The following is a 21,163-nucleotide window of genomic DNA, read 5'->3' on the forward strand; positions in this document are numbered from 1 at the left end:
GCGTCACGAAGCTTCTTTCTCAAATGGAAACGTCGCATAATCAAACAAAAAATGAAATAACCAAAGACTTAGCGCAAAGAGAATTTCTTCAGAAGTAGTCAGCAAAATGCCGTCAACTAATTCATCTGATAAGTAGACAGCACCCCAAATAAACAAAAGGTGAAATAAAACGGTATAGAAAACAATGGATCGTTTTTTGGACCGACACTTACGAACAAAACACATGAGCACGTGTTCCAGATGTTCAAAAGAGATCCCGAGTACAACGTAGATGCCCATAAACAGAAGCAACGATAAAACCGATTGATAAAAAGCACCCGTCAAATGAAAGAACAGTACACAAAACAACAAAAATATGTAACAGACAGCTGATAGCGCTATCAGGCATTTCACCCCTTGCCATAAAGCGTGAATAGATTGCTGCATGGATAAACAACACTCCCTTACATGAAGATACCTGCAAAAAGGACAGCCTTTTTGCAGGAAGGTGGAATTAATCCTCTTTTTTAGGTGCAGCGATGACAGGGTGTTTTTCTGTATCAAGCAATTTCAAGAATTCTTCGCCTTGATCTAAATGATCCAAAACAAGCTGTTTCGGTGTGACCGCAAGCCACTGATTGAGCGAGATATCTGCATAATGGTCGCTCTTGAAGATTTCTAAGAAATAAAGCGGTTCGTCACCTGTATTTTCTACATAATGCCCCATCGCAAATGGCACATAGCCAACATCTCCCGCCTGATAGTTAAAGGTTCTTGCATGTCCATCAGAAGCAAATACCGTCATTCGAGCTTTTCCAGAAATGAAATATTGCCATTCATCCGTATTTGGATGCCAGTGCAGCTCACGGATGGCACCTGGATCAACTTTCACAAGAGCGGATGCAATCGTTTTAGACGCTTTAAAATTGGTAGAGTCCGCAATCCACACTTGTCCGCCGCTTGACGTAATTGGCTCCTGTTTTAACAGCTCATATTTAAAGGAATTCGGGACCTCTCCTTGCTCTGTTTGCACCTTGTCACACTCAAGGGAACCAGGAATTCCTTTTTGGAAAATATACTTTTCTTTCTCTGGCAGCTTGTTAAATTGTTCTTTTGTCATTCCAAAGTTTTGGAGAACGATTTCCTCTGGCGTATGCGCAAGCCAATCAGTCACTTGGAACGTACTATTTTCAGAGAAGGAACCATCATCAAACACAAGTAAGAATTCAGCTCCTGGTTCAAGTGCTTGAATAGAGTGCGGCAAGCCAGAAGGGAAGTACCATAAATCTCCCTCAGTCACATCCTCTGTAAAATTGCGCCCCTCTGCATCAACCGATGTAATTCGGGCTTCCCCATAAATCATGTACGCCCATTCCGCTTCCTTATGCCAGTGAAGCTCGCGAATCGCACCAGGCTTTAGCCGCATGTTCACAGAGGCAAGACTTTTAGAGATTGGCAGTTCACGCACCGTTACCTCGCGGGCATAGCCGCCTTTTTCTAAACGGTTGTGCGTATCAGAAAAAGAATATTTCATGTTGGGAACCGTTCCATGATCGGTTTCTGGTGGCGTGAGCATATCTGGGTTTTGTCTGTCTCGCTCGAGATTACGTGGAATTTTGACCGTTGCTCCTTTTTCTCCTCGAATCGGCTGCGGTACACCATTTTGCTTTTCACTCATGATAAAATCCCCTTTCAACATCGTATTGTGTGAGGTGACAAAAGGCCTTTCATTTCGCCCTCGCTTTCATAAGGTGAAACGAATCAAGAAGAAGTCAATCTGATTCATCATTTTTTTGAACAGCGACCAATCGTTGGATGAGTTTGCTTAATTCATCAAACTTTCGTTCAAAACGTGTCAGCAAATAAACCGTCAAAATGGCAGGGAAGCCAGCCTGACCGAGCTGCTTCAGCCATTCCTCCGAAAAAAAGGTCTCCATTTGTCTCACCTCCCAGCGGATGCTCGTCTTCTCTATAAGTGGTATGAAAGAAGAAATAGGAAATCAAAGGGGGAGAAAATGAACCATTAGACCCGTTTCACAAAGTTTACTTTTTTTAACTTTTGTCCACTTAATGCAAGTAGAGAGAACAAAGGGGAGGATGCACATGGATTATCGGCTGTTATTGAAAGCAAAATGGAAGGAAATCGTTGACCACCCGCTCATTCAGCAGTTTTTAAGCAATCCTAAAAACCAGCAGCTGCTTAGGCAAGTCATGGAAGAGCCAAACGAAGAAAATGCGAAAAAACTAGATTCCGAGTTCAAGCAGTTTTATCAAAAAATCCGCATCATCAAGTATATTTCCACAATGATCCGCATCTTTTCAGTCGACTTTGACAAACGAGTGAAAAAAAAGCAGCAGCGTTTTCCGCTCATACTCGATCATCCTGATACGCAAGAAGTGAAAGACCCTGTTCAAACAGATACGTATGAAGCTGTGCTCTTTAACCAACAAGACTTAGGGGAGCACCTGCAAGACAAAAGATTGTACAAGGCCTACCAGCAGCTCACAGACAAACAAAAAATGGTCTTAACCCAAATCTATGTCGAAGGCCTAACGATGAAAGAAATAGCCGATCAGTTAGGCGAAACAAGACAAAACATCTCAAACATTCACAAAAAAGCGCTCAACAAACTAAAAGAAGAAACAGGGGGAGATGTCCGTGCCCGAAGACAAAATGACCAATGGAGAAATGGAAGAACTCATTGAAACCTTCACACCCATGATCAAAAAGAAACTACAAAACACGGCATATCAAGAAAGAGAAGACCTCGAACAAGAACTTTATATCAAACTCATCGAAAAAGTAGACTGGCTGATTTACCAAGAAGGACCTGGCTTTTGGGAGTTTATTGTGGAATATATGACGAAGTTGTAAGAGGAACTGATGGTGCGAATGTCAGGTGAACATAAAATCCCTGGAACATTCGCACCTTTTTATTCGACAAAATTGGGTAAAAATGTATATTTCATGAAGGAGAAAACAAAATTCTTTATTGAAAGTTGAGGATTTTACCTATCATTTCCTAAAAAATGTTACAATTAGGGCAGAAATCGCAGTCGCACTCTATATGAGTGCGTGGATTGAAATTTCAAGAAATGCTGTGTAATCTGCCACGCTTGGGTCGCACTCTACATGAGTGTGTGGATTGAAATCAAACGTATTCCATTGTATCTGAATCAACAGAAGTAGTCGCACTCTCCATGAGTGCATAGATCACAGTTTCTGCGTTTTATACAAATTCAAGTACTATCCAGTTCAAAATCTACACATATGAATAATTCAAGCCCTATACAACAAAAAAAGACTCGCTCACACAGAGCCGAGTCTTAATTTTTTTTGCAGTTTTTCTTCACTGAAAATCCAGCCGGTATAGGAATTTTTGATTTGGTGGTCCATGTCGATATGGCAGATCGCGACGAAAGGATAGTGACCTTTGCTGCGGTAGCGCAAATCAATGAACCGTACCTCATAATGGTCCTTGTATTTATCCACTTCCCACCGGTAGACAGGGGAGAAGGAGAGAAAGGCTGAAATGTTTTCGTCTTGCTTGGCAATTTTCATAATCTCTGTATCAGGGACCGGCACACGGTTAAAGGTGTCTAAAATGATGATCTCACCATTCATACTGCGTCCAACATGGAAAGAGGATTTACATTTCACGGCAATGCGCCATTGTCTGAACTTCATCGTAGGCGAAATAATAATGTCCTCAATTTCATTGAATCGTGCACGCAGCTGGCGTTTAATCTGAAGCTGCATGATGACCCTGACGATATAATAACAGAAAATCACGGCATACAGCGTAATAAACGTATAGCCGGGATGCCCGCCAATCGCCCAACCGACAATGGCGACAAGATGTGTAAAAAAGATAAACGGATCAAACGTATTAATGATCCCAAGCGCTACCCATTTTTTTGAAAATGGACGAATGGCCTGCGTTCCGTAAGCATTGAAAATATCGACAAACACATGAAGCACGACGGCTAATAGTGTCCATAACCAAAGATGGAGTAAATCCGCCCCCGGCACAAATGGGAAAATCACAGCCGGAATCAGCAATGACCAGAACAGTACAGCCGGAATGGAATGAGTAAATCCTCGGTGATTTCTTATATAAACTGCATTATTTTTTAGTTTTAGCACAGTATCAATGTCTGGTGCTTGGGAGCCGGCGATGGTCGCGATCATTACGGCGTGTGCCATGTGTGGATCTGCGCTGACGGCTGGATCTAAAAGCGCAAGTCCCCCAAGAGAAATGCCCATTACTACATGAGTACCAGTGTCCAATTGATTACCTCCTAGTTGTCATGCTTAGGAACAATCATACAAAGTATACGTCTCTCATCAAGACTATGTGCAAAATCACTTTTGCTTTATCCCGATTTAATGTAACATGTTAACGTATCTACAAACAGTATACAACAAATAAGGTTCTTTTCAGAACGTTAGCTCTCGGTTCGATAAGAAGGAGTATAGAGATGAAAGACATTCAAGAAAAGCTGGACCGCAAAGATATTGCGGGTTTTCAGCATGATTTAATCGATTGGTATGAAAAAGAACAACGGACACTTCCATGGCGTGAAAATCAAGATCCATACCGCGTCTGGGTATCAGAAGTGATGCTCCAGCAAACGAGAGTGGATACGGTCATTCCGTACTTCAATCGGTTTATGGAGCAATTCCCGACGGTGAAAGATCTTGCTTTAGCTGATGAAGAAAAGGTCATGAAAGCATGGGAAGGTCTTGGCTACTACTCACGAGTGCGTAATTTACAGGCAGCTGTGAAAGAAGTCTATGAATCCTACGGGGGCGTTGTCCCTGATACGAAAGAACAATTTTCAAAGCTGAAAGGTGTAGGTCCGTATACGAGCGGCGCAGTGCTTAGTATCGCCTATAACAAGCCATACCCTGCGGTAGACGGCAACGTGATGAGGGTCATTTCCCGTATCTTGTCCATATGGGATGATATTGCAAAACCAAAAACGAGAAACATTTTCGAATTTGCGGTTGATCAGCTCATTTCCCGGGAAAAGCCGTCGGAATTCAATCAAGGGCTGATGGAGCTTGGTGCGCTCATTTGCACTCCAACATCGCCAGCCTGCCTCATTTGTCCTGTAAACATGCATTGCTCGGCACTTGAGGAAGGCATTCAGCATGAGCTGCCGGTGAAAAGTAAAAAGAAAAAGCCGACTGCGAAATCAATGGCAGCGGTGGTGTTATTTGATGATGCAGGCCACCTCTATATTCATAAGCGTCCAAGTACAGGTCTGCTTGCGAATTTATGGGAGTTCCCAAACATGGAAACAATGAAGGGAAGAAAAACGGAAAAAGAGCAGCTGATTGATTTCTTAAAAGGGGAAGCGGGTGTACAAGCAGAACTTGGTGATTTAGAAGGCACCATTCAACATGTATTTACCCACCTCATCTGGAATATTTCTGTTTTCTTTGGACGTGTGACCTCTGTATCTGATGACACGATGCTGAAAAAAGTCACAACAGAAGAATTTGAGGCATATGCTTTGCCAGTCTCACATCAAAAAATATGGAAGATGGCACTTGAACAGCCTAGTCATATTTAACCGTTGTACCATGGGTATAATCGGCTTCATTTCTGTGCAGACCCCCGCGGTTTTCAATTTCAGAAATGATTTCTCGATACTTAGATTGCCCTTCTTCGTTTAAATAAGGTAAAATTTGTTGGAAAGCATGATGAAAAAATGCAAGCTCAGTATCTTTCCATTGATCCTTTGACATCATGCCAAGCTGGCTTAAATCGCGTCCGACATACATGAATGTAACCTCCTAATAGGAACTTTCCTATTAGTGTGAAGCGAATGGACGAAAACTATTCAAATCAGGAGATGAACCATAATGAACAAGCGTAAATGTGCACTAATTACAGGCAGCAGTAGAGGTGTCGGGAAAGAAGTAGCCCTTCGCCTGGCTGAAAAAGGATATGACATTGTCATTAACTATGCAAGAAGCAAAAAAGCAGCACTTGAAACAGCTGAAGAAATTGAAGCGATGGGTGTTAAAACATTAGTTGTCAAAGCCAACGTTGGTCAGCCAGAGAAAATCAAAGACATGTTCCAGCAAATTGACGAAACGTTTGGCCGTTTAGACGTATTTGTGAACAATGCGGCATCTGGCGTTCAGCGTCCAATCATGGATCTTGAAGAAAATCATTGGGACTGGACCATGAATATCAATGCGAAAGCCTTGTTATTCTGCGGACAAGAAGCAGCCAAATTAATGGAGAAAAACGGCGGCGGACATATCGTCAGCATTAGCTCACTAGGCTCCATCCGCTACCTTGAAAACTACACGGTGGTCGGTGTATCTAAAGCAGCACTAGAAGCTTTGACACGCTACTTATCCGTTGAGCTGTCACAAAAAAATATCGTCGTAAATGCCGTATCAGGCGGCGCCATCGATACAGATGCACTCAAGCACTTCCCAAATCGTGAAGAGCTATTAGAAGACGCTAAGAAAAATACACCAGCAGGCCGCATGGTGGAAATTAAAGACATGGTCGACAGTGTAGAATTCCTTGTATCAGGCAAAGCAGATATGATTAGAGGACAGACGATTATCGTCGATGGCGGACGTTCTTTACTTGTTTAAAAAAATCATGAATAAGATGTACACCTTCTGCACAAATTAATGTGCGTGGAGGTGATAATGATGGATAAACAACAAAACAAAACAAACGCACAACAAGTGAAAAAACAAAACCAAGCTGCTGCACAAGGCGGTCAATATGGCACTGAATTTGCTAGCGAGACTGACGCACAGCACGTAAAAAAATACAACCAAAAAGCTGAGCAAAACAAACAACAAAACAGCTAATCACTGAAACAAAGGGAAGCACTTCATCTACGAATGAAGTGCTTTTCTTTTTGCCTGTCACCACTATCCGACAAAACCTATAAAACCTCTACATAAACAGTCAAAGGACTTCTTCCTTCTTTCAAGAAATGGTATAGATACAAAAAGTCGATACGAATGAAAGGGAGGAGTTAGATGTCTGATTTCGATCAGCTTGTCAGAGAACAAATGCAGCTTATGGATCAGCTGCTCGATGTACAAGGAGAACTCGATCTGTACTTAGAGACAGAAAAACGATTGCTGCAAGGTGAAAAAAAGGAAGAGCGGCATAAGCTTCATGATCAAATCAAACAGAAACGAGAGGAACTGCAAAAAGTCCAGACACTATTTACAAAACAGACTGAACAAGTCATCAATTCGTATAAACAAATGGAGAAGAGCTCAACCGTGATGTAAAAGAGTGTGCCGTTCAATTGGGTTGAATGGCTTTTTCATTTCATTTTTTAATGATGTAACGGTATAATATAATAGAGACATGTTTAGTTGGGAAATTAGGTCTTTGGACTGTTAGGTTTGTTTGTTATAGAAAGTAGGGGAGAAAATATGGGCTATCCCAAGGAAGGAGAAACCATCCAAATTCAAAGCTATAAACATAATGGCTTGATCCACAGGATTTGGAATGAAACCACCATTCTGAAAGCAACGGAATTGTGTATCATTGGTGCAAACGATCGAACAATGGTGACTGAATCCGATGGCCGAACATGGATGACAAGAGAACCGGCTATTTGCTATTTTCATGCAAAACAATGGTTTAATGTCATTGGGATGCTTCGAGATGATGGGGTGTATTATTACTGCAACATCAGCTCTCCTTTTGCGACAGATGAAGAGGCGATTAAGTATATTGATTACGACTTAGATGTCAAAGTCTTTCCGGACATGACGTATAATATTTTGGATGAGGATGAATATGCAGATCATAAGAGGCAGATGAATTATCCAAAAGAAATCGATAGTATCTTACGAGAGCATCTAAATACATTACTGCATTGGATTCACCAGCGGAAGGGACCGTTTGCTCCAGAATTTGTGGATATGTGGTATGAACGTTTTTTGCGTTATACAAAATAAGTAACAGCAGCTAAAACCTGTTTGGCTTTTCAAAGCCAACAGGTTTTTGATTGCGTACGGATAAGAGGCACTGATAGATTGGGAAGGAGATTTACATGGGGGTCATAAAACGTTACATGGCTTTTGTAACACCGTATAAAAAACAAATTGCATTGACAATGGTGATCGGAATGATTAAGTTCTCGATTCCCTTAACATTGCCTCTGCTTTTAAAGTATGTCATTGATGATGTCATTCAAGGCTCTGGATCGGCTGAAGAAAAAACATCCACTCTCTTTATTATTATGGGAATCATGCTTGTATTATTTTTAGTGATGAGACCGCCTGTTGAGTACTACAGACAATACTATGCGCAGTGGACAGGCAGTAAAGTATTATTTGATATTCGGGAAAAACTGTTCTCGCACATTCAAAAGCTAAGCCTTCGTTATTACGCCAATACGAGAACAGGGGAAATTATTTCAAGGGTCATCAACGATGTGGAGCAAACAAAGGAATTTGTCATCACAGGGCTTATGAACATTTGGCTTGATTTGATGACCGTCCTGATTGTGATAGCCATTATGTGTACACTGGATCTTAAACTCACCATTGTGTCTGTCATTATTTTTCCGCTGTATGCGTTAGCAGTGAAGTATTTTTACGGACGGCTTCGCAAGCTGACAAAAGAGCGGTCGCAGGCACTGGCTGAGGTGCAAGGGCACCTGCATGAGCGAGTACAAGGAATGCCTGTCATTCGCAGCTTTGCGATTGAAGAATACGAACAAGAGAATTTTCACGATGAAAATAAAAATTTCTTAAACAAAGCGATCAATCATACGAATTGGAATGCCAAAACATTCGCCGTCGTCAATACGATCACAGACATTGCGCCGCTGCTCATCATTGCTTTTGCTGGCTATACCGTCATTAACGGGTCGCTTTCAATCGGGACAATGATTGCCTTTGTCGGCTACATTGACCGGATGTACAACCCGATTCGTCGTCTCATTAACTCATCGACGACGTTAACTCAGTCAGTAGCATCAATGGATCGTATTTTTGAGTTTATTGATGAACCGTATGAAGTAACAGACAAGCCGAATGCAAAAGAAGCCAATCACTTAAAAGGTGAGGTAGAATTTAAAGATGTGTCGTTCCGTTACGAACATACACAGGAAGAGATTTTACACAATATCTCCTTGAAAGTAGAAAAAGGTCAAACCGTTGCGCTTGTAGGAATGAGCGGCGGAGGGAAGTCGACACTCGTCAGCTTAATTCCAAGATTTTATGATGTCACAAGCGGATCACTCGAAATTGACGGCATTGATATTAAAGAGTACAAGGCAAGAAGCCTCCGGAATCAAGTCGGGATGGTCCTCCAAGATACATTCTTATTCAGTGACACCATTAAAGAAAATATCGCTGTGGGAGACCCGGAAGCATCCTTTGAGAAAATTGTGTCGGCGGCCAAAGCGGCTAATGCCCATGAGTTCATCATGTCTCTTCCTGAAGGATATGACACGAAAGTAGGAGAACGTGGCGTAAAGCTATCAGGCGGTCAAAAACAACGAATTTCAATTGCGAGGGTATTTCTTAAAAATCCACCGCTGCTTATATTAGACGAAGCGACGTCTGCACTTGATTTAGAAAGTGAACATTACATTCAAGAAGCGATGCAAAAGCTGGCAAAAGATCGCACAACTTTTATTGTTGCGCACCGTTTATCAACGATCACACATGCGGACCTCATTGTGGTCATGGAACAAGGCGAGATTGTGGAAAAAGGAACACATGAAGAATTAATGAACCGAGACAGCCACTATCGCCATCTATTTACCATTCAAACATTAAATTAGTAGAAGCCTATCCGATTCTAGCGGATAGGCTTTTTTATGCTTGTCAAAAACATGACATATTTCCCAGCTTGTCTCAATACAATTTTAAAAAGTATGACGGGGTGGTGAAGATGTGAAAGAACAAGAAGTATTGCTAGATGTCAAACAGCTGTCCATTGCCTTTCAGCAAAAAAAGCAGAGAGTACCGATCGTCCATGACATCTCATTCTCTATTCAAAAAGGAGAAACCTTAGGTATTGTGGGCGAATCTGGCTGCGGGAAAAGCATCACATCGATGTCTTTAATGGGGCTGAATCACCAAACAGAAACAACAGGTCACATACAATTTGAAGGTCAAAACCTGCTGTCACTGTCGGAGAAACAATGGCGAGAGGTCAGAGGGAATGACATCTCAATGATTTTCCAGGAACCCATGACTTCTCTCAATCCACTCATGACCATCGGCAAGCAAATGACAGAAGCCCTTTTCACACATCAGACTATCAGCCAAAAAGAAGCAAAAGTGAAGGCGGTAGATTTGCTTCAAACGGTAGGCCTGAAACAAGCAGCGTCATTACTCAAAAAATATCCACATGAACTATCGGGCGGCATGCGTCAGCGTGTGATGATTGCGATGGCGATGCTGTGTCACCCAAAGCTCATGATTGCAGATGAACCAACGACTGCACTTGATGTCACCATCCAAGCACAAATTCTTCGTTTGCTCAAAAAGTTAAATGAAGAGATGGACACCGCTATTTTATTTATTACTCATGATTTAGGCGTCGTGCGGCAAATATGCCAGCGTGTCATGATTATGTATGCCGGTCGAATCGTAGAAGAAGGAACCGTTGACCGTATTTTCCAAAAACCTCTCCATCCCTACACGAAAGGTCTTTTCGCCTCTGTTCCATCATTTAAAGAGAAAAAAGAAAAACTCATGTCTATTGCGGGTCATGTACCTAAGCCAGGAGCTATTCGGTCCGGCTGTCAATTTGCACCACGCTGTCCATATCAAATGACGCAATGTCTTGAAAAAGACCCATCTTTACAATCCATTTCACACAATCACCGCGTCGCATGTTTTCTAATGGAAGGAGGAGAAGACACTGAATCACCCACTCTTGCAAGTGAATCAACTGACGAAGCGTTATGACACATCGGCATTTTTTTCTAAACACAAACAGACGACTTTGGCTTTAAATCAAGTGTCCTTTCACGTGAAAGAAGGAGAGACGCTCGGCATTGTGGGCGAATCTGGCTGCGGGAAATCAACCCTTGGCAAAAGCTTAATGAGATTAATTGAACCGACTTCTGGTTCAATCCAAATGAAAGGAAAAGAAGTGATGCTTCTGAAAGAACGAGACATGCGTTCCTTCAGAAAAGACATTCAAATGATCTTCCAAGATCCATACGCTTCCTTAAATCCACGAATGAAAATCAAAGACATTTTAGAAGAGCCGCTCATTGTTCATAAACATGGAACAAAAGCAGAAAGACAAAAGCGGGTAAAAGAGATGCTGCACATTGTTGGGTTTGACCCATCTTATGGAGACCGTTATGCGCACCAATTCAGCGGCGGTCAGAGGCAGCGTATTGGAATTGCTAGGGCGCTAATTACTCATCCAAGTCTTGTGATTGCCGATGAGCCAGTTTCCGCTTTAGATGTATCGGTTCAAGCGCAAATTTTGAATTTAATGCTCGAATTGCAAAAGACGCTTTCTCTGACGTACTTGTTTATTTCTCACGATCTAGGCGTTGTCAAGTATATGAGCGACCGAATTGCAGTGATGTACGCTGGCCGTATTGTAGAAATGGGTCCTGCGGAGGCCGTATTTCACAAGCCGCTTCATCCTTATACATCGCTTCTTCTGACATCCATTCCACATATGGATCACGTGCTGGAAACGCAAGATGTGTCAGCGGAAGAATCCACTCTGGTGTCAGAAGATGGCTGTCCTTTCTATAAAAGATGTCCAAAGAGGTGGGCGCAATGCTTGCAAGCTGTTCCGCCTTTGTATGAGGAGGAAACAGGCCATGCAGCTGCGTGCTATTTATATCAAAAGGAGGAACACAATGAAGAAGACATGGTTATTCAGTAGTTTCATTTTTGTGCTGGCACTTGCGTTATTTTTAGGGGGCTGTTCATCTTCATCAACATCAGAAGAAAAAGCCACAAAAGACACTCTCGTATTCGGTAGAGGAGGAGACTCTACGTCACTTGATCCGATTACAACAACAGAAGGCGAAACCTTCAAGGTCACAGAGAATATGTTTGAAAAGCTTTTGAATTACGGTGAAAAAGACACGACCATCCATCCGGGCCTAGCAACAGAATGGGATGTTGCAAAGGACGGAAAATCGTACACGTTCTACTTAAGAGAAGGTGTGAAATTTCACGATGGCACAGATTTTAATGCAGAAGCAGTGAAATTCAACTTTGACCGCTGGATGAATGGAGATGCCGAAAAATTTCCTTACTACGGCATGTTTGGCGGCTATAAAAAAGATAAAGGGCATGTCATTAAAGACATCATCGTCAAAGGAGAGCATGAAATTGAATTTCAACTCAAACGCCAGCAAGCAACATTTCTGAAAAACATCGCCATGTCACCATTTGGTATCGCTAGTCCTGCAGCAGTTGAAAAAAGCGGTGATTCATTTAGAGAAAACCCAGTTGGCACAGGACCATTTAAGTTTAAAGAATGGAAGCAAAACGACCGTATTGTCTTAGAAAAGAACGAAAATTACTGGCAAAAAGATAAACCAAAACTGAAACAAATCATCTTCCGCTCTATTCCTGAAAACTCTGCTCGTTTAAATGCGCTTAAAACAGGCGAAATCGACTTAATGGATGGCGTCAATCCGTCCGATTTAGATGGCATTAAAACAGACAAAGCGCTCCAGCTGATTGAAAGACCATCCATGAACGTAGGTTATATCGGGCTGACAGTGACTAGAAAGCCGCTTGATAACAAGTTGGTTCGTCAGGCACTCAATTATGCAGTTGATAAAGAATCAATCATCGAGTCGTTTTATGGAGGGCTTGCTGAACCAGCAAAAAATCCACTTCCTCCGTCATTAGAAGGCTACAATGACGAGATTGAGCCATATCCATATGATCCGGAAAAAGCAAAAGAACTATTGAAAGAGGCAGGCTTCCCTGACGGTTTTCGCATCAAGCTTTGGGCAATGCCTGTGCCGCGTCCATATATGCCAGACGGGATGAAGGTAGCTGAAGTCATTCAGTCAAACTTTGAAAAAGTTGGTGTCAAAGCCGAAATCGTCACATATGATTGGGCGACTTATTTAGATAAAGCAAGTAAAGGCGAAGCAGATGTGTTCTTATTAGGATGGACAGGGGACAATGGCGATCCTGATAATTTCATCTACACATTATTAGATAAAGACAGTATTGGCGGTAACAACTATACATTCTTCCAAAACGATAAAATGCATGACATCCTCATTGAAGCGCAGACCAATACGGATCAAAAGAAGCGAAATGAATTATATCAAGAAGCTCAAGAAATCATTCATGATGAAGCGCCTTGGATCCCATTAGTCCATTCAATTCCAATGCTCGCCGCATCTAAAGATTTAAAAGGCTACCAGCCGCATCCGACTGGTTCCGAAGCATTGACTGACGTATATTTCGAATAAGCAAATAAGGGAGATCGTTCGATCTCCCTTATCCAAACAATGAAAAGGCGGTGAAAGCTGTTTGTTTGCTTATTGTATGAAGCGAGCAGGAATGCTCATTCCAGTACTGATCGGAATGACCTTAGTTGTATTTTCTATTATTCGGTTTATCCCTGGAAATCCGGCGCAGGTCATCTTAGGACAGCGGGCAACGAAAGAAGCAGTAGAGCAATTGACGATTCAGCTTGGTTTAGATCAGCCGTGGTACGTACAATATGGTCACTACATGCTGGGGCTTTTAAAAGGTGATCTAGGGACTTCCATACGAACAGGAGCGGCTATTGCCCAGGAAATGAAGCCTTACTTATTCGCTACATTAGAATTGACTTTCTTCGCTATGTTGCTGGCGATTATTGTCGGTGTGAATGCCGGAATCATTAGTGCGTGGTTTAAACATTCTTTCTTTGATTATGTGGCCATGTTTATTGCGCTCATTGGGGTGTCCATGCCGATTTTCTGGTTAGGCTTAATGGGACAGTGGCTATTCTCGATTGAATTAGGTATTTTGCCGACTACAGGACGAGAAAACGTCAGAAATCCGGTAGAGTCGATCACCTATATCCATACGCTGGACACGATTTTGCAAGGACGATTTGATCAATTTTTTGACAGCATCAAGCATTTAATTTTACCAAGTACCGCTCTCGCAACGATTCCTGCTGCGATTATTGCAAGGATTACGAGGGCAAGTATGCTGGAAGTTCTTCATTCAGATTTTATACGAACAGCAAAAGCAAAAGGGGTACGTTCATTTTTCATCATTTACCAGCATGGGCTGAAAAATGCGCTCATTCCGATTTTAACGATTATTGGTCTTCAAACAGGTCTCTTGCTAGGCGGAGCCATTTTAACAGAAACGATCTTTGCTTGGCCGGGAATTGGGCGGTATATTTACGATGCCATTAGCTATCGTGATTATCCTGTCATTCAAACTGGCATTCTTGTTGTTGCGCTCATATTTGTGCTGATCAATTTCATTGTGGATATCTTGTATGCAGTCATTGATCCGAGGATTAAATACTAGAGAAGGGAGAGTGACGACATGGAAGCGCAAAAAGAGCTTCAAGCACCTGAACAAAAGGAAGAACGCTCTCAATCACTGATTCTTGAATCGATGAAACTGTTCTTTCAGCACAAGCTGGCGGTCATTGGCACTGTGATTGTCTTTTTATTTCTGATCCTAGCAATCTTTGCACCGCTCATTGCTCCTTATGGAATCAACGAGCAGTCACTAGGCGAACGATTTAGTGCCCCTTCGGCTGCACATTGGTTTGGTACGGATGATTTCGGGAGAGACATATTTTCTAGAGTCGTGCATGGAGCTCGGATTTCATTATGGGTGGGTTTCTTCTCCGTTCTCGGGTCGGTTATTTTAGGGACATTGCTTGGATTGATGGCAGGTTACGGCGGCAGATTGCTGGATGCTGTCATCTCAAGACTATTTGATATTTTACTCGCTTTTCCTAGCATTCTATTAGCGATTGCGATCGTTTCCATCTTAGGCCCTTCCTTACAAAATGCCCTTATTGCCATAGCGATTATTAACGTCCCGACTTTTGGGCGGCTGGTTCGTTCAAAGGTGCTGAGCATTAAGCAAGAAGAATATGTTTTAGCAGCAAAGGCAGTCGGGATGTCACACCGCCGCATCGTTCTTCGTCACATTCTGCCAAATAGTATGGTGCCGGTGATCGTTCAGGCGACGCTTGCGATTGGTACAGCCATTATCGAAGCGGCGGCTTTAGGATTTTTAGGATTAGGTGCACAAGCGCCAAGTCCAGAGTGGGGGAAAATGCTTGCCGATGCGAGACCTTATCTCGTACAAGCGCCGTGGACTTTATTTTTCCCGGGGATTGCGATCATGCTGACGGTTCTTGGTTTTAACTTGATGGGAGATGGATTAAGGGACACCCTTGATCCTAAAATGAAGAAAATAAAATAAGACCGATTCTAAGAATCGGTCTCAGCGTGTAGGCAAACCCTCGCATTCGTTGTTAGTCCTGCGTGCCGGTGCTCACGAATGTCAGATTCGCTCCGCTCCGGTACTCGTCCTTCCTAGACTGCAAGAGTTTTCAACTACGCTGAAATGAAGACAAATGTCTAAAATAAAGATCATTTTAGCCCTTTGTCAAAAATGTAAGCCCGATTCTAAGAATCGGTCTTTTCTATTTAAGCTTCTTTTTCTTCTGTCTCAATCTCACTATCTTTTGGGTGATACGTTTGGAAGCTTGTAATCAAAGTATCTAGATGCTCCAATTCATCACGGTATTCAATAATGCTCGACATCACATTCAGCATATTGTAATCCAGCAAGTCGTTTTCTTGATTTTGCTGGTGCTGAATAAATGATTTCGTTAATGCTTCAAGACGAAGAGAGCATTCATTCTGAAAATCATCGTCCTGCGGTTTCATTTTTCCAACAAACTTCATCAAGGTACGTTCATGCCAGTACAGTAAATAATCAATCTCATCTGTTAAGCTCTCTCTGAAATGCTCTGGCATCAAATGAATTTCATTTTCTAACTTATGAAGCTTTTTCAGCAAGTACAGCGCTCGATTAGACGTCATGATTGCCTGTCTGAATAAAACAAGCTTTCTAGATTTGACATAAGTTGTTTTCTTTAAATAGCTTCGTTCTTCTTTGTATAACAAGTAAATGTGATCTAATTTGATCATGCGTTCTTTTATTTGATCGATGTCATCCTTTAAAGTGGAATGATCAGTAGACTGTCTGGAGCTCAGACGGATCCATTTTAAAATCTCCTCCGTATTTTCCATAATGTGATGAACAAGCTTTGTTTCATACTTTGGCGGCAGGAAAATCAAATTCACTAAAAATGAAGAAAGTACGCCTAACACCACAGTTGCTGTTCGAATTAAGGCAAAGGAAAGGAAATGATCCCCTGCACTTTCTAAAATCGCGATGACGGTTACGAGTGCAATCGGAATCGTGTGTTCAATCTTCAGCTTTAAATTAATCGCAATGACCATGACGGCAGTTAAGCCGATGATGACTGGTCCTGTGCCAAAAAGCAGACCGAACGTAATGGCAAGTGCTGCTCCAATAATATTGGCTTGCACTTGATCAACAATCGTTAAAAATGATCGATAAATAGATGGCTGGATAGCAAATACAGCTGCAATTCCCGCGAAGACGGGTGTCGGCAATCCAAGCCATGTTGCCAGGTAAAGCGCGAGTACAATGGCAATACCAGTTTTTAAAATACGGGCTCCAAGTTTCATTGGTTTTGTCCCTGCATTCCTTTCTTTTCGATAATAGATGACCACTTGTCATATATCATAAATATTTTGATGAAACAACTAAGTAATATACAGCGGTCTTCCGAAATATTCAAGTGATTTTTGAAAGTTCATGAAAACATCAAAAGAAGGTATTGAGAAAAAATGTAACAGATTCACTCGCTTTTGACAATCAAGAGCTGGTAAATAAAAAAACAGACGCATGAATTTACGTCTGTTTTTCTCTTCATTATGATTGTTTCAGTTGTTCAAACGCATGATCTACTGCTTTGAGCGTTTCGGAAATATCATTTTCAGTATGCGCAATGGTTAAGAACCAAGCTTCATATTTAGAAGGAGCGAGGTTAATACCTTGTGCGAGCATGAATTTAAAGAAACGGGCGAACATTTCACCATCCGTATTTTCAGCCTGCTCGTAGTTCACAATCGTTTCTTTTGTAAAATAAATGGTGAGAGCACCTTTTAAGCGATTCACTGTAATATCTACTTGATGTTTTTTTGCGTGGGCTAAAATTCCCTCTTCTAACATGGCCCCGAGTTGATCAAGACGTTCGTACACCCCGTCTTGTTTTAACACTTCCAAGCATGCAATACCAGAAAGGATGGAGGCGGGATTACCTGCCATCGTACCAGCTTGGTAGGCTGGTCCAAGCGGGGCGACTTGCTCCATAATTTCTTTTTTGCCGCCGTAAGCGCCGATTGGAAGACCGCCGCCGATAATTTTACCTAATGCAGTGAGGTCAGGTTTTACTTGAAGCAAGTCCTGTGCACCACCATACATAAAGCGGAAAGCTGTAATGACTTCATCATAGATGACTAGAGCCCCTTTTTCATGAGTCAGGTCATTCACCTGCTGCAGGAAACCGTCTTTAGGCTCTACGATGCCAAAGTTCCCGACAATTGGCTCGACAAGAACAGCTGCTACTTCATCACCCCAGCGGTCTAATGCTTCTTTGTAGCTGTCTATATCGTTGAATGGAACGGTAATGACTTCATTGGCAATACTTTTAGGCACGCCCGCTGAATCTGGTGTTCCTAAAGTGGAAGGTCCAGAGCCGGCCGCAACTAGCACAAGATCAGAATGACCGTGGTAACATCCGGCAAACTTAATGATCTTTGTTCTACCTGTATAAGCGCGAGCGACACGGATTGTCGTCATCACAGCTTCTGTACCTGAATTGACAAAACGAACTTTATCCAAAGCAGGCATCGCTTCCTTCAGCATCTTAGCAAAAGTGACTTCATGCTTCGTTGGTGTTCCGTAAAGGACACCCGTCTCGGCTGCTTTCGTGATGGCTTTTGTAATATGAGGATGAGCATGTCCCGTAATAATTGGACCGTATGCTGCCAAATAGTCGATATAACGGTTTCCGTCAACATCCCAAAAATAAGCGCCTTCGCCTTTTTCCATTGCAACAGGTGACCCGCCGCCCACTGCTTTATATGAACGAGATGGGCTGTTAACCCCTCCAACAATATGCTCCAGCGCCTCTTGATGTAATTTTTCTGATTCGGTGAATTTCATAAATAGCCTCCTATCTCAACGTATCACGTCGTCTATCATTATTTTAACATGCCGATGCAAGCGTCCTTAGTTGAATATCTTCTCGAAATTGGATAGGCTAATGAAAAAATAGGTTGGAGGGATTGTATCATGACAATCGAAGTGGGGCAGCAAGTACCTGATATTGAATTACTCGGTGATAATGGAGAGAAAGTAAAGCTCTCTGATTTTAAAGGGAAACACATTGTCCTTTATTTTTATCCAAAAGATATGACGCCGGGGTGTACAACGGAAGCTTGTGATTTCCGTGACCGCCATCAAAGCTTTGCGGAATTAGATGCTGTGATTATCGGCGTAAGCCCAGACGGTCAAGACAAGCACCAAAAGTTTAAAGAAAAACATGACTTACCTTTCCTGCTTCTTGTAGATGACGAACAAAAATTGTCTGAAGCTTTCGGTGTATGGAAGCTGAAAAAGAACTTTGGTAAGGAATACATGGGAATTGAACGCTCAACGTTTCTTATTAATAAAGAAGGAAAGCTTGTGAAAGAGTGGCGTAAAGTAAAGGTGAAAGATCATGTGGAAGAAGCGCTTGAGGAACTGAAAGCTCACGCTTAATATGTTGATGAGATGAGATCGGCAGTCGTGCCGGTCTTTTTTGTATTGAAGAATAGGTAAAAAAGAGGATTGTAATTGACAAAGTTTCGGCTCTGGGGGTACACTATTTATAAAGATTATAATATAAGAATATTTTTGAAAAGAGAGGTGCATGATGAAATGGCTGCTCACGAACTAAAAGACGCTTTAGATGCTCTAAAAGAAACCGGTGTTCGAATTACTCCGCAGCGCCATGCCATCTTGGAGTTTCTCGTAAATTCTATGACACACCCAACCGCGGACGATATATATAAGGCACTTGAAGGGAAATTTCCTAATATGAGTGTAGCAACGGTTTACAACAATTTACGAGTCTTCCGGGAATCTGGATTAGTAAAAGAATTAACGTATGGGGATTCCTCAAGCCGATTTGACTTTGCGACATCTGACCATTACCATGCGATTTGTGAAAATTGCGGAAAGATCGTTGACTTTCACTATCCTGGCCTTGATGAAGTAGAACAGCTTGCATCCCATGTGACAGGCTTTACAGTAAGTCATCATCGCTTGGAGATCTATGGCACTTGTCAAGAATGTGCAAAAAAAGAAAATCATTAATGAAAAAGCTGACCAGTTGAATGGTCAGCTTATTTTTATGACTTTTTTCGATTGTAGGATTCATCAAACTCTTTGCCTTCTAATGCTGGATCGAGTGTAAGTGGCTCTCTGCAATGCATGCACATGTCCACCCGCCCAAGCACTTTTGTTTCCTTCTCACAGCCTGGACATACGACCCGGACTGCCTTCGTAGAAAGCATACCGATCCAAAAGTAAACGGCTGTACTCAATCCAATCGATAACACGCCGAGTAGCATAAAGAAGGTCGACAGCCAGACCGATTCCTTGAAGAACACACCGATATACATGATCAAAAAACCAACAAAAACCAAACTAAGTGCAAATGTTCTGATTTTATTAATCTTACTGGAGTATTTCGCCATCCCTAGTCCCCCTTATCTCCAATATAGCACATTTTACCTTTCTGTTTGAATTAGTTATAGAGTTTTGTGAATAAATTGCTTATAATGATTCAACGATCTTTTTTCATGTATTGAAGGAATTTTGATTCTATGAGGAGAAATACATAGCATTAGAGAAGAACCTTACACCCGAGTATTGGAGGAATCACTATGGAAAATCTTCTCCGTCCTATTTATCAAGAGAGAGCAAGTCATCCAGATACATTAGCTGTGATTATAGTAGAAAGAAGACATAAAGTATCTTCTGAGACGGATAACTTTGATGCAGCGCTTCTAGTCATCGTAAAGGATGCGGAAGAACCGTTATTTATTAAGCACTATGAATCCGGTCACCAAACAGCTTCTTTAAATGTTGTCACAGATGATCAGTTGAAGGAATGGATTACCTTAGGTACCAACAGACGGATTATTGATTGGATTTTAAACGGAAAAGTCCTGTTTGATCGAAATGAATATATTTTCAACTTGATTGATGAACTGAGTACATTCCCGTTTTCTAACCGCAAGCTCAAAATTGGTTTAGAATATGGCAAGCTCATTCGAAGATATATAGAAGGAAAAGCATTTTTTGAATCAAATCAATTCCTCGATGCATATAATTCCATTGTGCATGCCCTGCATCATCTGGCGCGTATTGAAGTGATTGATAAAGGCTTCCACCCAGAAGTGACCGTTTGGAACCAAGTACGTCATATGGAGCCGGAAGTATATAAACTTTATTCAGAGCTGATTGAAAGCCACGAAAGTCTTCATAAACGGTTAGAACTTTTATTCCTAGCGAATGATTTCTTGATTCATTCAAAAGCAGAAATTGGTGCGGCTCATTTGCGTCATGTCATGGAACAGCAGGAAATTTGGCTGTTTGGCGAGCTTCTTGCACATCCTGATCTAAAGCATTTTACACCTGATCTTAGTGTGATGATTGATTTCTTTGTGGAAAAAGGAATTGTGCTAGTAGAGCCAATTGAGACGAAGGGACAAAAAATCTATCATCGAGGATATTTTGTTAAAAAAGATATTGACGCATGAATATTATGATGGTATATTATTAAACGTCGCTAATGAGTAACCGAGTTGCTTTGAAAGAAAAGCGGACAAAAAGAAATTCAAAAAAACACTTGACGCAAACGGCGCTCAAATGTTATATTGAGAAAGTCGCTTCTGAGCGATAACGAAGATGATCTTTGAAAACTAAACAAGACAAAACGTACCTGTTAATTCGAGTTTTTATAAAAAAATCCTATGATACATCATAGGTAGTCAGTCAGACTGACGAGGCAGGAAATGATCACATGCTAAG

General features: G+C 41.8%; 23 protein-coding genes and 1 pseudogene. 16 read left to right on the forward strand and 8 right to left on the reverse strand.

Annotation, left to right across the window (positions count from 1 at the left end; genetic code table 11):
- Positions 1 to 3: 3 nt before the first annotated feature.
- The 3 genes from BA79_RS15405 to BA79_RS19245 form a co-directional block, all read right to left on the reverse strand.
- Positions 4 to 426, reverse strand: a complete 423-nt coding sequence (locus BA79_RS15405; protein WP_035703758.1) for a regulatory YrvL family protein — start codon at positions 424 to 426, stop codon at positions 4 to 6.
- 67 nt (positions 427 to 493) lie between these two features.
- Complete coding sequence (locus BA79_RS15410) at positions 494 to 1,657, reverse strand: oxalate decarboxylase family bicupin (protein WP_035391265.1); 1,164 nt, start codon at positions 1,655 to 1,657, stop codon at positions 494 to 496.
- Between the two features lie 94 nt (positions 1,658 to 1,751).
- Entirely contained in the window at positions 1,752 to 1,916 is a 165-nt protein-coding gene (locus BA79_RS19245) for a YvrJ family protein (protein WP_003217819.1), read from the reverse strand.
- Between the two features lie 166 nt (positions 1,917 to 2,082).
- On the opposite strand from BA79_RS19245, the gene BA79_RS15415 reads away from it, so the two are divergent.
- Positions 2,083 to 2,685, forward strand: coding sequence for a sigma-70 family RNA polymerase sigma factor (locus tag BA79_RS15415; RefSeq protein ID WP_035703760.1), 603 nt, complete (start codon positions 2,083 to 2,085; stop codon positions 2,683 to 2,685).
- A complete protein-coding gene (rsoA, locus tag BA79_RS15420) occupies positions 2,633 to 2,854 on the forward strand; it encodes a sigma-O factor regulator RsoA (protein WP_035703762.1) in 222 nt (73 codons plus the stop codon). Before BA79_RS15415 ends, rsoA begins: the two co-directional genes overlap by 53 nt.
- A 435-nt stretch (positions 2,855 to 3,289) precedes the next feature.
- On the opposite strand, the gene BA79_RS15425 is transcribed toward rsoA, so the two are convergent.
- Positions 3,290 to 4,270, reverse strand: coding sequence for a metal-dependent hydrolase (locus BA79_RS15425; RefSeq protein WP_035703764.1), 981 nt, complete (start codon positions 4,268 to 4,270; stop codon positions 3,290 to 3,292).
- 191 nt (positions 4,271 to 4,461) lie between these two features.
- Between BA79_RS15425 and mutY the strand changes: the two genes are divergently transcribed.
- Positions 4,462 to 5,562, forward strand: a complete 1,101-nt coding sequence (gene mutY / locus BA79_RS15430) for an A/G-specific adenine glycosylase (RefSeq protein ID WP_035703766.1) — start codon at positions 4,462 to 4,464, stop codon at positions 5,560 to 5,562.
- On the opposite strand, the gene BA79_RS15435 is transcribed toward mutY, so the two are convergent.
- Complete coding sequence (locus BA79_RS15435) at positions 5,549 to 5,773, reverse strand: hypothetical protein (protein WP_008341962.1); 225 nt, start codon at positions 5,771 to 5,773, stop codon at positions 5,549 to 5,551. The two genes, mutY and BA79_RS15435, sit on opposite strands and share 14 nt — an antisense overlap.
- Positions 5,774 to 5,854: 81 nt before the next feature.
- Between BA79_RS15435 and fabL the strand changes: the two genes are divergently transcribed.
- The 10 genes and pseudogenes from fabL to BA79_RS15485 all read left to right on the forward strand — a co-directional run bounded on the left by fabL (position 5,855) and on the right by BA79_RS15485 (position 15,403).
- Positions 5,855 to 6,607, forward strand: coding sequence for an enoyl-[acyl-carrier-protein] reductase FabL (gene fabL / locus BA79_RS15440; RefSeq protein ID WP_007496726.1), 753 nt, complete (start codon positions 5,855 to 5,857; stop codon positions 6,605 to 6,607).
- Positions 6,608 to 6,682: 75 nt separating this feature from the next.
- Positions 6,683 to 6,832 (forward strand): annotated as a pseudogene (locus tag BA79_RS15445) (gamma-type small acid-soluble spore protein); the annotation flags it as partial.
- A 174-nt stretch (positions 6,833 to 7,006) separates the two neighbouring features.
- A complete protein-coding gene (locus BA79_RS15450; RefSeq protein ID WP_017366881.1) occupies positions 7,007 to 7,267 on the forward strand; it encodes a YgaB family protein in 261 nt (86 codons plus the stop codon).
- 147 nt (positions 7,268 to 7,414) lie between these two features.
- Positions 7,415 to 7,945: a nucleoside tri-diphosphate phosphatase gene (gene ntdP / locus BA79_RS15455; RefSeq protein ID WP_008341956.1), complete on the forward strand. Its 531-nt coding sequence runs from the start codon at positions 7,415 to 7,417 to the stop codon at positions 7,943 to 7,945.
- A 95-nt stretch (positions 7,946 to 8,040) separates the two neighbouring features.
- A complete protein-coding gene (locus BA79_RS15460; RefSeq protein ID WP_008341950.1) occupies positions 8,041 to 9,783 on the forward strand; it encodes an ABC transporter ATP-binding protein in 1,743 nt (580 codons plus the stop codon).
- 112 nt (positions 9,784 to 9,895) lie between these two features.
- Positions 9,896 to 10,918, forward strand: coding sequence for an ABC transporter ATP-binding protein (locus BA79_RS15465; protein WP_035703768.1), 1,023 nt, complete (start codon positions 9,896 to 9,898; stop codon positions 10,916 to 10,918).
- On the forward strand, positions 10,887 to 11,864 hold the full coding sequence (locus BA79_RS15470; protein ID WP_081298143.1) for an ABC transporter ATP-binding protein: 978 nt from the start codon (positions 10,887 to 10,889) through the stop codon (positions 11,862 to 11,864). The genes BA79_RS15465 and BA79_RS15470 overlap by 32 nt, the downstream gene beginning before the upstream one ends.
- Positions 11,839 to 13,425, forward strand: coding sequence for an ABC transporter substrate-binding protein (locus tag BA79_RS15475; RefSeq protein WP_035703771.1), 1,587 nt, complete (start codon positions 11,839 to 11,841; stop codon positions 13,423 to 13,425). Before BA79_RS15470 ends, BA79_RS15475 begins: the two co-directional genes overlap by 26 nt.
- Before the next feature lie 61 nt (positions 13,426 to 13,486).
- Positions 13,487 to 14,488 carry an ABC transporter permease gene (locus tag BA79_RS15480; protein WP_017358852.1) on the forward strand — a complete coding sequence of 334 codons (1,002 nt, stop codon included), beginning with the start codon at positions 13,487 to 13,489 and terminating at the stop codon, positions 14,486 to 14,488.
- An 18-nt stretch (positions 14,489 to 14,506) separates the two neighbouring features.
- Positions 14,507 to 15,403, forward strand: a complete 897-nt coding sequence (locus tag BA79_RS15485; RefSeq protein WP_008341942.1) for an ABC transporter permease — start codon at positions 14,507 to 14,509, stop codon at positions 15,401 to 15,403.
- Positions 15,404 to 15,630: 227 nt separating this feature from the next.
- Here BA79_RS15485 and BA79_RS15490 read toward each other — a convergent pair whose 3' ends face one another.
- Complete coding sequence (locus BA79_RS15490) at positions 15,631 to 16,704, reverse strand: FUSC family protein (protein ID WP_025206980.1); 1,074 nt, start codon at positions 16,702 to 16,704, stop codon at positions 15,631 to 15,633.
- Between the two features lie 247 nt (positions 16,705 to 16,951).
- Positions 16,952 to 18,247, reverse strand: a complete 1,296-nt coding sequence (locus BA79_RS15495; protein ID WP_007496744.1) for a glutamate-1-semialdehyde 2,1-aminomutase — start codon at positions 18,245 to 18,247, stop codon at positions 16,952 to 16,954.
- A gap of 129 nt (positions 18,248 to 18,376) precedes the next feature.
- On the opposite strand from BA79_RS15495, the gene bcp reads away from it, so the two are divergent.
- A complete protein-coding gene (bcp, locus tag BA79_RS15500; RefSeq protein WP_007496746.1) occupies positions 18,377 to 18,844 on the forward strand; it encodes a thioredoxin-dependent thiol peroxidase in 468 nt (155 codons plus the stop codon).
- 159 nt (positions 18,845 to 19,003) lie between these two features.
- Positions 19,004 to 19,441, forward strand: a complete 438-nt coding sequence (gene perR / locus BA79_RS15505; protein WP_003217782.1) for a peroxide-responsive transcriptional repressor PerR — start codon at positions 19,004 to 19,006, stop codon at positions 19,439 to 19,441.
- 35 nt (positions 19,442 to 19,476) lie between these two features.
- On the opposite strand, the gene BA79_RS15510 is transcribed toward perR, so the two are convergent.
- A complete protein-coding gene (locus tag BA79_RS15510; RefSeq protein ID WP_007496750.1) occupies positions 19,477 to 19,824 on the reverse strand; it encodes a YgzB family protein in 348 nt (115 codons plus the stop codon).
- Between the two features lie 189 nt (positions 19,825 to 20,013).
- Between BA79_RS15510 and BA79_RS15515 the strand changes: the two genes are divergently transcribed.
- Positions 20,014 to 20,892, forward strand: a complete 879-nt coding sequence (locus tag BA79_RS15515) for a nucleotidyltransferase-like protein (RefSeq protein ID WP_035703773.1) — start codon at positions 20,014 to 20,016, stop codon at positions 20,890 to 20,892.
- The last annotated feature ends 271 nt before the right edge of the window (positions 20,893 to 21,163 follow it).

The organism is Bacillus altitudinis 41KF2b (assembly GCF_000691145.1).
In the GTDB taxonomy this organism is placed as follows: domain Bacteria; phylum Bacillota; class Bacilli; order Bacillales; family Bacillaceae; genus Bacillus; species Bacillus altitudinis.

Bases quoted from the DNA above. Each gene is read 5' to 3' on its own strand.
- BA79_RS15490 (WP_025206980.1), bottom strand. From the start codon at position 16,704: ATGAAACTTGGAGCCCGTATTTTAAAAACTGGTATTGCCATTGTACTC.
- BA79_RS15485 (WP_008341942.1), top strand. From the start codon at position 14,507: ATGGAAGCGCAAAAAGAGCTTCAAGCACCTGAACAAAAGGAAGAACGC.
- BA79_RS15435 (WP_008341962.1), bottom strand. From the start codon at position 5,773: ATGTATGTCGGACGCGATTTAAGCCAGCTTGGCATGATGTCAAAGGAT.
- fabL (WP_007496726.1), top strand. From the start codon at position 5,855: ATGAACAAGCGTAAATGTGCACTAATTACAGGCAGCAGTAGAGGTGTC.
- perR (WP_003217782.1), top strand. From the start codon at position 19,004: ATGGCTGCTCACGAACTAAAAGACGCTTTAGATGCTCTAAAAGAAACC.
- BA79_RS15405 (WP_035703758.1), bottom strand. From the start codon at position 426: ATGCAGCAATCTATTCACGCTTTATGGCAAGGGGTGAAATGCCTGATA.
- ntdP (WP_008341956.1), top strand. From the start codon at position 7,415: ATGGGCTATCCCAAGGAAGGAGAAACCATCCAAATTCAAAGCTATAAA.
- BA79_RS15460 (WP_008341950.1), top strand. From the start codon at position 8,041: ATGGGGGTCATAAAACGTTACATGGCTTTTGTAACACCGTATAAAAAA.
- BA79_RS15475 (WP_035703771.1), top strand. From the start codon at position 11,839: ATGAAGAAGACATGGTTATTCAGTAGTTTCATTTTTGTGCTGGCACTT.
- BA79_RS15510 (WP_007496750.1), bottom strand. From the start codon at position 19,824: ATGGCGAAATACTCCAGTAAGATTAATAAAATCAGAACATTTGCACTT.
- rsoA (WP_035703762.1), top strand. From the start codon at position 2,633: ATGTCCGTGCCCGAAGACAAAATGACCAATGGAGAAATGGAAGAACTC.
- BA79_RS15515 (WP_035703773.1), top strand. From the start codon at position 20,014: ATGGAAAATCTTCTCCGTCCTATTTATCAAGAGAGAGCAAGTCATCCA.
- BA79_RS15450 (WP_017366881.1), top strand. From the start codon at position 7,007: ATGTCTGATTTCGATCAGCTTGTCAGAGAACAAATGCAGCTTATGGAT.
- BA79_RS15415 (WP_035703760.1), top strand. From the start codon at position 2,083: ATGGATTATCGGCTGTTATTGAAAGCAAAATGGAAGGAAATCGTTGAC.
- mutY (WP_035703766.1), top strand. From the start codon at position 4,462: ATGAAAGACATTCAAGAAAAGCTGGACCGCAAAGATATTGCGGGTTTT.
- bcp (WP_007496746.1), top strand. From the start codon at position 18,377: ATGACAATCGAAGTGGGGCAGCAAGTACCTGATATTGAATTACTCGGT.
- BA79_RS15495 (WP_007496744.1), bottom strand. From the start codon at position 18,247: ATGAAATTCACCGAATCAGAAAAATTACATCAAGAGGCGCTGGAGCAT.
- BA79_RS15410 (WP_035391265.1), bottom strand. From the start codon at position 1,657: ATGAGTGAAAAGCAAAATGGTGTACCGCAGCCGATTCGAGGAGAAAAA.
- BA79_RS19245 (WP_003217819.1), bottom strand. From the start codon at position 1,916: ATGGAGACCTTTTTTTCGGAGGAATGGCTGAAGCAGCTCGGTCAGGCT.